At 68.8% G+C, this 13,334-nt stretch carries 12 protein-coding genes and 3 pseudogenes; 5 read left to right on the forward strand and 10 right to left on the reverse strand.

Annotated features, from left to right (window positions below; genetic code table 11):
• The first annotated feature begins 2 nt into the window (after window positions 1-2).
• Both OJJOAM_RS08105 and argC read left to right on the forward strand, forming a co-directional pair.
• Window positions 3-779 (forward strand): exodeoxyribonuclease III, encoded by a 777-nt coding sequence (locus OJJOAM_RS08105; protein ID WP_422647640.1) that lies wholly within the window; start codon window positions 3-5, stop codon window positions 777-779.
• 111 nt (window positions 780-890) lie between these two features.
• Complete coding sequence (gene argC / locus OJJOAM_RS08110; protein WP_422647641.1) at window positions 891-1,838, forward strand: N-acetyl-gamma-glutamyl-phosphate reductase; 948 nt, start codon at window positions 891-893, stop codon at window positions 1,836-1,838.
• 136 nt (window positions 1,839-1,974) lie between these two features.
• Here argC and OJJOAM_RS08115 read toward each other — a convergent pair whose 3' ends face one another.
• A complete protein-coding gene (locus tag OJJOAM_RS08115; RefSeq protein ID WP_422647642.1) occupies window positions 1,975-2,955 on the reverse strand; it encodes a M48 family metallopeptidase in 981 nt (326 codons plus the stop codon).
• 147 nt (window positions 2,956-3,102) lie between these two features.
• Here OJJOAM_RS08115 and OJJOAM_RS08120 point away from each other — a divergent pair.
• Window positions 3,103-4,435, forward strand: a pseudogene (locus tag OJJOAM_RS08120) (muropeptide transporter).
• A gap of 79 nt (window positions 4,436-4,514) precedes the next feature.
• Here OJJOAM_RS08120 and OJJOAM_RS08125 read toward each other — a convergent pair.
• From OJJOAM_RS08125 to argB, 6 genes and pseudogenes are all read right to left on the reverse strand, one after another.
• Complete coding sequence (locus OJJOAM_RS08125; RefSeq protein WP_422647643.1) at window positions 4,515-5,339, reverse strand: acyl-CoA thioesterase; 825 nt, start codon at window positions 5,337-5,339, stop codon at window positions 4,515-4,517.
• A gap of 233 nt (window positions 5,340-5,572) precedes the next feature.
• Complete coding sequence (metW, locus tag OJJOAM_RS08130; protein WP_006577582.1) at window positions 5,573-6,196, reverse strand: methionine biosynthesis protein MetW; 624 nt, start codon at window positions 6,194-6,196, stop codon at window positions 5,573-5,575.
• Window positions 6,193-7,420 (reverse strand): annotated as a pseudogene (gene metX / locus OJJOAM_RS08135) (homoserine O-succinyltransferase MetX). The gene metW and the pseudogene metX overlap by 4 nt, the downstream one beginning before the upstream one ends.
• Window positions 7,421-7,777: 357 nt before the next feature.
• On the reverse strand, window positions 7,778-8,452 hold the full coding sequence (slmA, locus tag OJJOAM_RS08140) for a nucleoid occlusion factor SlmA (protein ID WP_149317258.1): 675 nt from the start codon (window positions 8,450-8,452) through the stop codon (window positions 7,778-7,780).
• On the reverse strand, window positions 8,449-9,456 hold the full coding sequence (locus tag OJJOAM_RS08145; protein WP_422647644.1) for a pyrimidine 5'-nucleotidase: 1,008 nt from the start codon (window positions 9,454-9,456) through the stop codon (window positions 8,449-8,451). The genes slmA and OJJOAM_RS08145 overlap by 4 nt, the downstream gene beginning before the upstream one ends.
• Before the next feature lie 54 nt (window positions 9,457-9,510).
• On the reverse strand, window positions 9,511-10,428 hold the full coding sequence (argB, locus tag OJJOAM_RS08150) for an acetylglutamate kinase (RefSeq protein WP_006579752.1): 918 nt from the start codon (window positions 10,426-10,428) through the stop codon (window positions 9,511-9,513).
• A gap of 199 nt (window positions 10,429-10,627) precedes the next feature.
• Here argB and OJJOAM_RS08155 point away from each other — a divergent pair, with 199 nt between their 5' ends.
• Complete coding sequence (locus OJJOAM_RS08155) at window positions 10,628-10,873, forward strand: cysteine-rich CWC family protein (protein WP_422647645.1); 246 nt, start codon at window positions 10,628-10,630, stop codon at window positions 10,871-10,873.
• A gap of 137 nt (window positions 10,874-11,010) precedes the next feature.
• Here the strand turns inward: OJJOAM_RS08155 and OJJOAM_RS08160 are convergent, their stop codons facing one another.
• Complete coding sequence (locus OJJOAM_RS08160; RefSeq protein ID WP_422647646.1) at window positions 11,011-11,517, reverse strand: DMT family transporter; 507 nt, start codon at window positions 11,515-11,517, stop codon at window positions 11,011-11,013.
• 77 nt (window positions 11,518-11,594) lie between these two features.
• Window positions 11,595-11,735, reverse strand: a complete 141-nt coding sequence (locus tag OJJOAM_RS08165; protein ID WP_422649636.1) for a hypothetical protein — start codon at window positions 11,733-11,735, stop codon at window positions 11,595-11,597.
• Between OJJOAM_RS08165 and OJJOAM_RS08170 the strand changes: the two are divergent.
• A pseudogene (locus tag OJJOAM_RS08170) lies at window positions 11,670-12,552 on the forward strand (LysR family transcriptional regulator). The gene OJJOAM_RS08165 and the pseudogene OJJOAM_RS08170 overlap by 66 nt on opposite strands.
• 271 nt (window positions 12,553-12,823) lie before the next feature.
• Here the strand turns inward: OJJOAM_RS08170 and OJJOAM_RS08175 are convergent.
• Window positions 12,824-13,294 carry a copper chaperone PCu(A)C gene (locus OJJOAM_RS08175; RefSeq protein ID WP_422647647.1) on the reverse strand — a complete coding sequence of 157 codons (471 nt, stop codon included), beginning with the start codon at window positions 13,292-13,294 and terminating at the stop codon, window positions 12,824-12,826.
• Window positions 13,295-13,334: the final 40 nt, after the last annotated feature.

The raw sequence follows: 13,334 nt of genomic DNA on the forward strand, positions 1-13,334 counted from the left end.
AGATGTTACGGATTATCAGTGCCAACCTCAACGGCATCCGCTCAGCGGCCAAGAAAGGCTTCTTCGACTGGATGGGCAAGCAGGACGCCGACATGGTCTGCGTGCAGGAGCTCAAGGCGCAGGCCGCCGACATGACCGAGGCCTTCCTGGCGCCGCACGGCTATCACGGCTACTTCCACTACGCCGAGAAGAAGGGCTACAGCGGCGTCGGCCTGTACACCCGCCACAAGCCCGAGCGCGTGATCACGGGCTTCGGCAACGCCGAGTTCGACAGCGAGGGGCGCTATGTCGAAGTGCAGTATCCGCATCTGGCCGTGATCTCGGTCTACGTGCCGTCGGGCTCCAGCTCCGAGGAGCGGCAGCTGGCCAAGTACCGCTTCATGGAGGCCTTCCTGCCCCATCTGCTGCAGCTCAAGGCCAGCGGACGCGAGATCGTGCTGTGCGGCGACGTCAACATCGCGCACAAGGAAATCGACATCAAGAACTGGAAGGGCAACCTGAAGAACTCCGGCTTCCTGCCCGAGGAGCGCGCCTGGATCGGCGAGCTGTTCGACGTGCACGGCTATGTCGACGTATTCCGCAAGCTCGACCCGCGGCCCGAGCAATACACGTGGTGGAGCAACCGCGGCCAGGCCTACGCGAAGAACGTCGGCTGGCGCATCGACTACCACCTGGCGACGCCGAAGCTCGCCGACACCGCCCAGGCCTGCTCGATCTACAAGGACGAGAAGTTCAGCGACCACGCGCCGCTGTCGATCGACTACGACTTCCCGCTGTAGCGGAAGCCCGGGGACGCCGGGACGCCCGGCCGCCGGGGCGGATTGCCGCTGCGGTGCCCGGGCATCCTCGTTACAATGCACCCCTCACCCGTATTACCAAGCGAGTCCACCATGGCATTCAAAGTGTTCGTCGACGGCCAGGAAGGCACCACCGGCCTTCGGCTGCTCGATTATCTGTCCGGCCGTTCCGATGTCGAACTGCTGCGCATCGCGGAAGACAAGCGCAAGGATCCGGCCGAGCGAGCACGCTTCCTGAACGCCGCCGACGTGGCCTTCCTGTGCCTGCCGGATGTGGCCTCGCGCGAGGCGGTGTCGCTGGTGACCAACCCGAATACCTGCGTGATCGACGCCAGCACGGCGTTCCGCACCGCCGACAACTGGGCCTACGGCCTGCCGGAACTGGTGCGCGGCCAGCGCGAGAAGATCCGCGCCAGCAAGCGCATCGCCGTGCCGGGCTGCCACGCCAGCGCCTTCGTGCTGGCCGTGCGTCCGCTGGTCGATGCCGGCGTGATGCAGGCCGACTACCCGGTCACCGCGTTCTCGCTGACCGGCTACAGCGGTGGCGGCAAGAAGATGATCGCGGACTTCGAGGCGGGCGGCAATCCGAAGCTCGACAGCCCGCGCGCCTACGCGCTGGGGCTCGAGCACAAGCACCTGCCCGAGATGCGCGTGCAGACCGGCCTCGCGCAGGCGCCGATCTTCAGCCCGATCGTCGGCAAGTTCTACAAGGGCCTGGCTGTCACGGTGCCGGTGTTCCCGGATCGCCTGGCGCGCAAGGTCACGCCGGAGCAGGTCGCCGAGATCTACCGCAAGCACTATGAAGGCGAGCAGTTCGTCCGCGTGATGCCCGCCGCCAGCGACGAGCATCTGGACAACGGCTTCTTCGACGTGCAGGCCAACAACGACACCAACCGCGTCGACCTGTTCGTGTTCGGCTCGGCCGACCGCATCGTGCTGATCGCACGGCTGGACAACCTCGGCAAGGGCGCGGCCGGCGCCGCGGTGCAATGCATGAACGTGCATATCGGCGCGGACGAGGCGACCGGGCTGACCGCCTGACGCTTTCCTGCCTCGCCAATGCAAACGGCCCCGATTCGGGGCCGTTTGTGTTTGTACCGGGTTTATGCGCCGTCTATGCGCTGTTTAAGCCAGGCTTGTCCCCGGGCTTCCGGCAAGACTGCCGGGCGCCGGCGCGCTACCGCTTGAGCGGCTGCTGCTTGTCCTCGTCGCCGCGGTCCACCGGCGCGTTGGCCAGGCCGCCCATATTGGTCCGGTACGCCGGCAGCCGCTCGACCGTGGTGCCGATCGCGCGCGCGTACAGCGGCAGTACCTCGGGCATGTGCCGCTGCAACTCGGCGATGCGCGACTGGCCCGACGGGTGCGTGGAGAGGAAGTCCATGCTCGCGCCGGCCGCCGACGACTGCGACACCTTGCCCATCTTCTGCCACAGCGTCACCGCGGCGCGCGGATCGTAGCCCGCGCGCGCGGCGATATCCATGCCGACCAGATCGGCCTCGGTCTCGTCCGAGCGCGAGAACTTCAGCGTCAGCAGATGCGCGCCGGTGCCCAGCGCCAGATTGCCCAGATTGCCGAAGCCGAACAGCTGCGAAATCACGTTGGCGCCGAGGTTGGTGATCTCGGCCTTGGCGGCGCGCTCGCGCGCGTGCTCCTGCAGCGCGTGGGCGATCTCGTGGCCGATCACCATCGCCAGCTCGTCGTCGGTCGGCTTGATCTGGTCGAGAAAGCCGGTGTAGACCGCGATCTTGCCGCCGGGCATGCAGAACGCATTGACCTGCTTGGCCTTGATCAGATTGACCTCCCACTTCCAGCCCTTGGCGCGGTCGTTCCAGCGCGCGGCCTGCGGCAGGATGCGTTCGGAGATCGTGCGCAGGCGCGCCAGGCGCGGATCGTTCGACGGCGCCAGCGCGCCCCTGGCGCGCGCCTCCTGCTTGATCTGCTCGTACTCCTGCGCGGCCTGCTGCTCGATCGCCTCGGCCGGCACCAGCTGGCTGACCGCGCCGCCGCCGCGCTGCACATTGACGCCGTCGGACTGCGCCAGCGCGGCGGGCGCGCCTAGCAGCGCCACGGCGCCGAGCACGGCCAGCGTCAGCCGGCGCAGCGGCGCGACGAGGGCAAGCGAACGCGATGAGGGAACGGCAATGGAGGGAGCGGACATGGCCAGGCGCAAGGGAAGGGGCATTGTTTCAACAGAATGCGACAGACATCACGAAGGCTGATGCAATAATACACGGCGCCCGATCGCCTCCCAGGGCCCTCCAGGCGCCCCAACCGCCTGCTGCGCCCGGCCCCTGCCCCCGCCTTCATGACCTTCCAAGACTATCTCGATATTTTCCGCAATCGCCGCATCGGCGCGATGCTGACGCTGGGCTTCGCCTCCGGCCTGCCGCTGGCGCTGACCTCGGGCACGCTGCAGGCCTGGATGACGGTCGAAGGGCTGGACATCAAGACCATCGGCTTCTTCTCGCTGGTCGGCCAGGCCTACATCTTCAAGTTCCTGTGGGCGCCGCTGATGGACCGCTACACGCCGCCGTTGCTGGACCGGCGGCGCGGCTGGCTGCTGCTGACGCAGATCGGCCTGGTGCTCGGCATCGCCGGCATGGCCTTCTGCCCGCCGCGCGAGGCGCTGTGGCTGCTGGCGGGGCTGGCCACGCTGGTGGCCTTCCTGTCGGCCTCGCAGGACATCGTGTTCGACGCATACAGCACCGACGTGCTGCGGCCCGCCGAGCGTGGCGCCGGCGCGGCGGTCAAGGTGCTGGGCTACCGGCTGGCGATGCTGGTATCGGGCGGCCTGGCGCTGTGGCTGGCGGACCGCGTGCTGGGCTGGCAGCAGATGTACCTGCTGATGGCCGCGCTGATGGCGGTCGGCCTGCTGACGCTGCCGTGGGCGCCGCGCGCCGAGTCGCCGCCGCGCGCGCCCCGCTCGCTGGAGGAGGCGGTGGTCGGCCCGCTGCGCGACTTCTTCGGGCGCACCGGCGCGTGGTGGCTGCTGGGCCTGATCGTGCTGTACAAGCTTGGCGACGCGCTTCGCCGGCAGCCTGTCGACCACCTTCCTGATCCGGGGCGTCGGCTTTTCCGCCGGCGAGGTCGGGCTCGTCAACAAGACGCTGGGCCTGGCGGCGACCATCATCGGCGCGCTGTTCGGCGGCACGCTGATGGTCAGGCTGGGCCTGTACCGCTCGCTGATGCTGTTCGGCGTGCTGCAGGCCGTGTCGAACTTCGGCTACTGGCTGCTGGCGGTGACGCCCGCCCATCTGTGGTCGATGGGCGCGACCATCGCGGTCGAGAACCTGTGCGGAGGCATGGGCACCGCGGCCTTCGTCGCGCTGCTGATGGCGCTGTGCAACCGCTCGTTCTCGGCGACGCAGTACGCGCTGCTGTCGGCGCTGGCCTCGGTCGGACGCGTCTATGTCGGACCGACCTCGGGCTATCTGGTCGAATCGTTCGGCTGGGCGCCGTTCTACCTGGGCACGGTGGTCGTGGCGCTGCCGGGGCTGCTGCTGCTGCGCGCCATGCGCGGAACGGTGGAGCGCTACGAGAGCCAGACGCGTACGCCGCGCGACGAGGCCGGCGCCGTTTCGGCCGTTCCGCTCCCGGCAGATGGCCGGGCACAGGGCAAGGGCGTTCGCGAGGGTTGATGCCAGGGTAGGCAACCGCCCTGCCCTCTCTCTCCCTCCCGCAAGCGGGAGAGGGCTGGGGAGAGGGCAGCCGGCCCGCCTACTGCTTGTAGTAGACGATCTGATGCGAGCTCGCCAGCAGCTCGCCGTCCGGGCTCCACAGCTGCGCGCTCTGGTCGAAGAAGCCCTGCCGGAACACCTGCGCCCGCGCACTGCCCAGCGCGTGGCGATCGCTCAGCGCCGCCAGCGTGGCGGCATCCGCGTGGAAATAGGTCGTCAGCGAGACCGTGCCGGCCGGCACGAAGCCGGCGCGCTTGAGGAAGATGCGCGGATAGAAGCTGTCGCACCAGGCCGCGATCGACGCATAGTCGGGCGTGCGCGCCGGGTGGTCGCGCAGCCAGAACTGGGTCAGGCTGTCCGGATGCTCGGTGCCGGGCTCGGCCGATGGCTTGGCGCCGCGCACCGGGCGCATCTCGTAGGACCGGAACCAGCGCACCGGCGCGAAGCCGGTCGGCAGCGGCGCGATCGCGTCGGCCGGCGGCACGTCGGGAAAGACGGCCTCGCCGCAGCCCCAGGTGTCGCGCCGCACCGCAAACACCGCGCTGGCGGTGGTCGCCACCTCGCCGTTCTGTACCAGTTCCAGCGACCAGTGCTGGGTCGAGCGGTTGGTGCGCGAGGGCCGCGCCTCGATCGTGAACGGGCCCTCGGCGATCGGTCCTGCGAAATTGACGGTCAGCGCGATTGGATCGCCGAGCCGCTGCGGATGCTGCAGCGCCGCCTGCAGCAGCGTCGCCGCCGTGATGCCGCCGTACGGCCCGATCATGTTCCAGTACGACTCGGTGGTGCGGCCGGTAAAGCGGTGCTCGCCGGCGGGGGTCAACGCAATCGCGTCGTCGAAGGGATGGAGCTCGGGTGTCGCGGACATGGGGCCTCGCCGAAAAGCGAACGATCGTTCGTAATTTCCGTACGGTAGTCGCCTGAGTGGCCGCACGTCAAGTGCCGGCGGCCCCGCCCGAAGCCGCCCCGGAGGCCGAACAGACTCGGGCCGAGTAGTCAGGACGATGAGTCAGGCCGATGAGTCAGGCCGATGAGTCAGCCGATGAGTCGGGCCGAAGTAGCCAGGGCGGCCCGTCAGACCGCCCCCCCTCGGACCGACCCTCAGGCCGAACAGACCCGATACACCGCAAGGCTGCCGCGCCAGTTGACGCCCCAGTTCACCGTGATGCCCTCGTGCATCACCACGCGATCGAGGATGCGCAGCCCGACCTTGGGCGCCAGCGCCTCGAAGTCGCTGATGGTCAGCACGCGCACGTTGGGCGTGTCGTACCACTGGTAGGGCAGCGACTCGGACACCGGCATGCGGCCGCGGAACACCGACAGCCGGTGCGGCCAGTAGCCGAAGTTCGGGAACGACACGATGCACTCGCGGCCCACGCGCAACGTGTCGCGCAGCACCTGCGCGGTGTTGTGGATCGTCTGCAGCGTCTGCGACAGGATCACGGTGTCGAAGCTCTTGTCCTCGAACAGCGCCAGCCCGCCCTCCAGGTTCTGCTGGATGACATGCACGCCCTTCTGCGCGCACGCCAGCACGCCCTCGTCGCGGATCTCGATGCCGTAGGCCTGCACGTCGAGCTCGTCCTGCAGCACGCGCAGCAGGCTGCCGTCGCCGCAGCCCAGGTCCAGCACGGTGGCATTCGGCTCGATCCAGCGCGCGATCGCGCGGAAATCCGGCCGCCGTGCCAGCACGCCGTTGGCCGCTTCGGTGATGGACTTGGCATTCATGCGCCGATCTCCCGGGCAATGCGTTCGTAATAGGCGCGCATCAGGTTGTGGTAACGCGGATCGTCGAGCAGGAAGGCGTCGTGGCCGTGCGGGGGCATCGATTTCGGCGTAGCTGACCGGCCGCTTGTTGTCGAGCAGCGCCTTGACCAGCTCGCGGCTGCGGCTCGGCGCAAAGCGCCAGTCGGTGGTGAAGCTGGCGACGAGGAAGCTGGCTTTGGTATGCGCCACGGCGCGGGTCAGGTCGCCGCCGAAGGTCAGCGCCGGATCGAAGTAGTCGAGCGCGCGCGTGATCAGCAGATAGGTATTGGCGTCGAAATACTCGGCGAACTTGTCGCCCTGGTAGCGCAGGTAGCTCTCGACTTGGAACTCGACATCGAACGAGAAGCGGATGTCCTCGGCCTTGAGCTCGCGGCCGAATTTCGCCGCCATGTCCTCGTCGGACAGGTAGGTGATATGGCCGATCATCCGGGCCACGCGCAGGCCGCGCTTGGGCTTGACGCCATGCGCGTAGTAGTTGCCGCCGTGGAAGTCGGGGTCGGACAGGATCGCGCTGCGCGCGACCTCGTTGAAGGCGATGTTCTGCGCGGACAGCTTCGGCGTCGAGGCCACCACGATGCAATGGCGCAGCCGCTCCGGATACATCAGGCTCCAGGCCAGCGCCTGCATGCCACCCAGGCTGCCGCCCATCACCGCGGCGAACTGCTCGATGCCGAAGGCGTCGGCCACGCGCGCCTGCGCATTGACCCAGTCCTCGACCGTGACCACCGGAAAGGTCGCGCCGAAGGGCTGGCCGGTGGCCGGGTTCAGGCTCATCGGACCGGTCGAGCCGAAACACGAGCCCAGGTTGTTGATGCCGATCACGAAGAAGCGGTCGGTATCGAGCGGCTTGCCGGGGCCGACCATGTTGTCCCACCAGCCCACGTCGCGCGGATCGTGCGCGTAGACGCCCGCCACGTGGTGCGAGGCGTTCAGCGCGTGGCACACCAGCACGGCGTTGGTGCGCGCGGCATTGAGCGTGCCGTAGGTCTCGACCATCAGGTCGTAGTCGGCCAGCGACGAGCCGTTGCGCAGCGGCAGCGGCTCGGCGAAATGCATGCGCTGCGGCGTCACGATGCCGACCGAATCGGACGGCAGCGGCAGCGCGGCGCTGGAGGCGGCGGAATCTGCGGAAACGGCGGCAGCGGCCGGTTCCGTCTTTACGGACGGCGAGGCAACGTCAGTCATGTAGGCGGCCCGTGTGCGACGGGCATGAAAAAACCCGACCGGTCTTGCGTTTGGAATCACGCAGCCAAGTCGGGTTGTTGTCGCGCCGGATGCTTCGCTGTCCGCCGCCGGTGGCGTTGTCCCTGAAAATCCGTTCCTGTCGAATCGCGAATCGGAGAGGGGCGCCGACCAACCTCTTTAGCCGCATTTATAGTGGCGAGGAATTTCCCCTCGCCGCGCGCCCGCAAGCCAGTCATCAAATCGGCGCGACCGGCAGATTATAGAGCAAAGCGATAGACATCAGCAGAAGACGCGCGCGGCAACGGGATATCGACGGCCGCAGTCGGGCTACGCGGGATCGAACGAGATCGGACGGGATCAGCCCAGCAGCACGCGCAGCTGCGCGTCGATCTGGCCCGCCGGCAGCTTGCGAAAGCCGCTCTTGGCATAGCGATGCCAGTGCCCCTGCACCGTCGCGACGATCAGCGCGGCGCGCGCCGAAACGTCGGCGTCCGCGGGAAACGCGGCCTGCGTCGCGGCGACCTTCAGGCATTGGCGGATCGAGGCCTCGATCCGGTCCACCAGCTGATTGATGCGTTCCTGCAGCCGTTCATGCTCGCCGACCAGCGCCTCGCCGGTCAGCACGCGCGTCATGCCCGGGTTCTTCTCGGCGAACGACAGCAGCATCCGCACGATCGCCTGCACCTGGCGCAGCCCGTGTTCCTCCTGCGCGGTGATCTGGTTGATCAGCCCGAACACGGTCTGCTCGATGAAGGCGATCAGGCCCTCGAACATCTGCGCCTTGCTGGCGAAATGCCGGTACAGCGCGGCCTCGGAGACGCCGAGGCGGGCCGCCAGCGCCGCGGTCGTGATGCGTTCGGAGCGCGGATGCTCGAGCATGCCGGCCAGCGTCTGCAGGATCTGCACGCGCCGCTCGCCGGGACGCGGGCGCTTGCGCGCGACCACGGCCTCGGCAGCGCCGCCGCCCTCGCCCTGCTGGCCCCGCTCGTCCGCGTTCGCGGCCGGCGCGGCTGCCTCGTTGCTCTGCGTCATGACCCGTTTCTCCGCATTCGTCGATGGAGTTGATGCACCGATTGTACTTTTATGTCCACATAGCCCGGCCGGTGCACCATGCGGGCCCGATTGCGGATCCGATCGCGAGCTGCGCTGCCCGCTGCGATGCCGGCTGCGTTCCCACCTGCGTGGCGGCCAAGCTGCTGCGCCTCGGTCGAGAGCCGCGCCGCGGGCGCCTGGTTCTCGGCGGCCACCAGCGTCACCGCCTCCTGCCGGGCCGCGCGGTCCGCGTCGCGGTCATGCGCGTGGCGTTGCGCCTCGGCGCGCAGGGCCGCCTGCTGCGCGGCATCGCGCGCGGCGCCCGCCGGCACGTCGTGCGGCCGGCTCGCCGTCATCGAACGCAGATAGCCGGTGATCCACGCGGTGCGTATCCCCAGGCCAGCATAGCGCTTCAGGTGCGAGACCGTGTCCTCGACCAGCACGGCATGGCCCGGCGCGATCCGCAGCCGGGCCAGCACACGGCGCAGCATGCGCCGATCCGGCTTGGGCCGCAGATCGCCATGGACCCACATCTGCTCGATGGCGATCACGCGCTCGAAGCAGTGCTCGATGCCGGCCACGCGCATCACCGCGCGCGCATAGTCCTGCGGCGCGTTGGTCAGCAGCACCTTGCGGCCCGGCAGGCGGCGCAGCTGGGCGGCCAGGCCGCGGCGCACGCGCACCATCTGCGCGATGTCGGGGAATTCGTGCGCGGCGCGCAGAAAGTCGGCCGGATCGACGCCGTGATGGCGGATCATGCCGAGCAGCGTCGCGCCATAGCGCTTCCAGTAGTCGACCCGCACGCGGCTGGCGCTGGCCTCGTCGCAGGCGAGCACGCGCGCCACGTAGGCGGTCATCGCGGCATTGATCGCCGGGAAGATCGCGTGCGAGGCGTCGTGCAGCGTGTTGTCGAGGTCGAACAGCCAGACCGTGTCGCCGGCGTTGTTGCCGGCCGGGCGATGCCGCAGGCGGAGAGGGGAGCGGCGGGAGGCGTGGGAAGGCACGAGGGGGAAGGCGCCGCGCCGCCGCAGCGGCCGCGGGCGCCTGGTTGCGGTACGTCAGTGCGAGCGGATCATGGTGCCGAACGCCTGTTCGGTCAGGATTTCCAGCAGCAGCGAATGTTCGATGCGGCCATCGATGATGTGCACCGAGTTCACGCCGCTCTTGGCGGCGTCCAGCGCCGACGAGATCTTCGGCAGCATGCCGCCCGAGATGGTGCCGTCGGCGAACAGCTCCTCGATCTCGCGCGCCGACAGGTCGGTCAGCAGATTGCCCTTCTTGTCCATCACGCCCGGGATGTTGGTCATCATCACCAGCTTCTCGGCCTTCAGGATCTCGGCCATCTTGCCGGCCACCACGTCGGCGTTGATGTTGTAGGCCTGGCCGTCGTCGGAGAAGCCGATCGGCGAGATCACCGGGATGAAGGCGTCGTCCTGCAGCGCCTTGACCACGGCCGGGTTGATCGCCTCGATGTCGCCGACATAGCCGATATCGATGAACGCGCCCGGATTCTCGCGGTCCGGCATCTTCAGACGCTTGGCGCGGATCAGGCCGCCGTCCTTGCCGGTCAGGCCGACCGCCTGGCCGCCGTACTGGTTGATCAGCATCACGATGTCCTGCTGAACCTCGCCGCCGAGCACCCACTCGACCACTTCCATGGTCTCTTCGTCGGTAACGCGCATGCCCTGGATGAAGGTGCCGACCTTGCCGACCTTCTTCAGTGCCTCGTCGATCTGCGGGCCGCCGCCGTGCACCACCACCGGGTTCATGCCGACCAGCTTCAGCAGGATCACGTCGCGCGCGAAGCCATGCTTGAGCTTCTCTTCGGTCATCGCATTGCCGCCGTACTTGACCACGATGGTCTTGCCATGGAACTTGCGGATGTAGGGCAGCGCCTCGGCGAGGATCTCGGCCTTGAGGGCGGGGGCGATGGCGGCCACTGCGGTTGCGGTGGGCCCGGAGGTATCGGAGGTCATGGCAATCCGTGAAAATCGACAGGTATCATGGCAACGCGGCGCATCCGGCGCCCCGCGGCAGGCGCCCGAATTTTACAAGAAACGGGGTGGCGCGCTAGCCAGAGGGCCGAGCGGAGCCTGCGCAGGGCGCCAACGGTGCGTCCGACGGCCCATCGGCCGTTCTTTTCATGCAACAACCACGCCAACGGAAACCACTGCGATGCCAGGCAAAGGCGCGGGCCGTCCGGCCTCGAGCACCGATCCGGCCGCCGTGCTGACCGGCCAGTTGCGGCCGGTCGAGCAATGCGCGGCCTGCGGGACGCGCTTCGTCTGCGGCCATGCCGCGGGCCTGCCGCATTGCTGGTGCGCGACGATGCCGCTGCTGCCGGCGCGGCTGATCGTGCCGGGGCAGCACTGCCTGTGCCCGGATTGCCTGCGCGCCCGGCAGGCGCAGGCCGGAGAGTGAGCCAGTGAGCCAGTGAGCCGGTCAGCGACGCGGATCCTCCATTGGACCCTGGCATCTCAAGGCGGAAGCAAGCGCTGGCCGAAGGGCCGAAGGGCGAGCCGTTCAGCGACCCGGCCTTCCCCCTCGGTCCTGCCGTCTCAATCCAGCGCCGCGCCCACGCGCGCCGGTCCACTCCACTGCATCGCCACCACGCCCAGCACGATCAGCAGCGCGCCGCCGAGCCGCGGCGCTGTCAGCTCGCGCACCGCGAAGCCGGCCAGGCCCGCATGGTCCATCCACAGCGAGGCCAGCATCTGTCCGGCCACCACCGCCGCGATGAAGCCGCTGGCACCGAGCCGCGGCGCCAGCATCAGCGCGGCGGTCAGGTAGAACACGCCCACCGCGCCGCCGATCCACATCCACGCCGGCCCGCTCGCCCAGCCGGCGCCCGGCGGACCGACGCGCAACGCCAGCATCAGCACGACCACCACCGCCAGGCTGACCAGCAGCGACACCAGCGTCGCCCACAGCGGATGCCCGAGCGCACGGCCCAGCGCGGCATTGGCGCCGGCCTGCAGCGGGATCATCGCGCCGGCCAGCGCGGCGATCAGTACCGGCAGCGCGGCCGCCAAGGCCGGAGCCGCGGGATGGGACGAAGACAGCATGCGCAACCTCCTCGATTCGTTCGAAAAGCGACCGCGCCAGTCTGCCCCTACGCCGGATGGATTTCCAATTCTGGTTTCTAACGTTTAATATTCGCCGGATGAATAATCTGCGCAACGTCGACCTGAACCTGCTGGTCGTGCTCGAAGCCCTGCTGGCCGAGCGTCATATCTCGCGCGCCGCGCTGCGGCTGCATCTGAGCCAGCCGGCGGTCAGCCACGCGCTGGCCCGCCTGCGCCAGTTGCTGGACGACCCCGCTGCTGGTACGCGGCCAGGGCGGCCTGGTGCTGACGGCGCGGGCGCACGAGCTTTCGGGTCCGCTGGCCGAGGCGCTGGCGCAGGTGCGCATCCTGCTGGGCCCGTCGGGCTTCCAGCCGGCCACGGCCAGGCGCACCTTCCGTCTGGCGATGTCGGACTACGGCGCGATGGTGGTGCTGCCCAACCTGCTGCGCGCGGTCCGCAAGGCCGCCCCGGGCATCGAGCTGGTGGTGACGCAGGGCAGCCGCGAAGCGATGTCGGCGCAGGTGGCCGACGGCGAGGTCGATCTGGCGCTGGGCGTGTTTGTCTATCAGCCGGAAGGCGTGCGGATGGCTTCGCTGTTCGAGGAACACTACGGCTGCGCGGTCGATGCCGCGACGGTGCGCGACCATGGCCGGCTGGACCAGGTCGCCTACCTGGCCCGCTCGCACGTGCTGGTGGCCGCTCACAGCGAAAAGGTCGATCCGATCGACGCGGCCATCGCCAAGCACGGCGGGCGCCGCAAGATCGCCTGCGTGGTGCCGCACTGGAGCGTCGCGCCGGCGCTGATCGCCGGCACCAATCTGGTCCTGACCACGGCCCGGCGCAGCCTGGCGGCGCTGGAGGACGATCCGCGCTTCGCGGTGTTCGAGCCGCCGTTCGCGTTCCCGGGCTTTACCTTCAGCGCGATCTGGCACGAGCGCAACGATGCCGATCCCGGGCATGCGTGGCTGCGCGAGCGGCTGCTGGCGGTTGGCGCGGGCCAGGGGCTGGACGAGGCGATCAGCCTGCGCGGTTGATCTGCGCAGTTGACCTGCGCCGTTGATTTGCGCCGTTGATTTGCGCCGTTGATTTGCGCCGTTGATTTGCGCCGTTGAACTGCGCGGTTGAACAGCGCGATTGGGCGGCGCGACTGAAGCGAGTGAGCGGCGCGGATTAGCGGCGCGACCGAGCGCCCCGACTGAGCGACCCGATTGACCGACCCGACTGAGCGGCGCGGATCGCCCGCGGCGGATCGTCCGGTTGCTTGCCTCGGCGATCCGCGCCCTCGCGTTTCAGAGAGCCAGTGTTTCAGTGCTTGTGGTTCGCCGCCGCGCCACCGCCGTGCGCGGGCGCGGTCAGGCCGCGCACTTCGGCCTCGACGCGCTGCTCGATCAGCTTGCCGCCCTGCTCGAACTTCAGCGTCACGGGCACCTTGTCGCCGACGTTCAGCGGCGCCTTCAAACCCAGCAGCATCACGTGGTAGCCGCCGGGCTTGAGCTCGACGTCTTCCATCTTCGGCAACGGCAGCGCGTCGAGCGCGCGCATCCGCATCACGTTGCCTTCCATCTTCATCTCGTGCACCTCGGCGGTCGCCGCCACCGGGGTCGACACGCCGACCAGGCGCGCGTTCTGGTGCGCATGCAGCGTCATGAAGACGCCGGTGGCGGTCTGCGCCGGCACGGTGCCGCGCGCCCATGCGTTGCGGATGTCGACCTGGGCGACCGCAGCGGTGGAAATCAGCGCGCAGCATGCGGCGGCGACGAACAGCTTGGCTTGCATCTCTATCCTTTCTCGGTGCAATTCGTTCAAACGAGGCGGT

The organism is Cupriavidus sp. H18C1 (assembly GCF_049311595.1).
Classification (GTDB): domain Bacteria; phylum Pseudomonadota; class Gammaproteobacteria; order Burkholderiales; family Burkholderiaceae; genus Cupriavidus; species Cupriavidus cauae.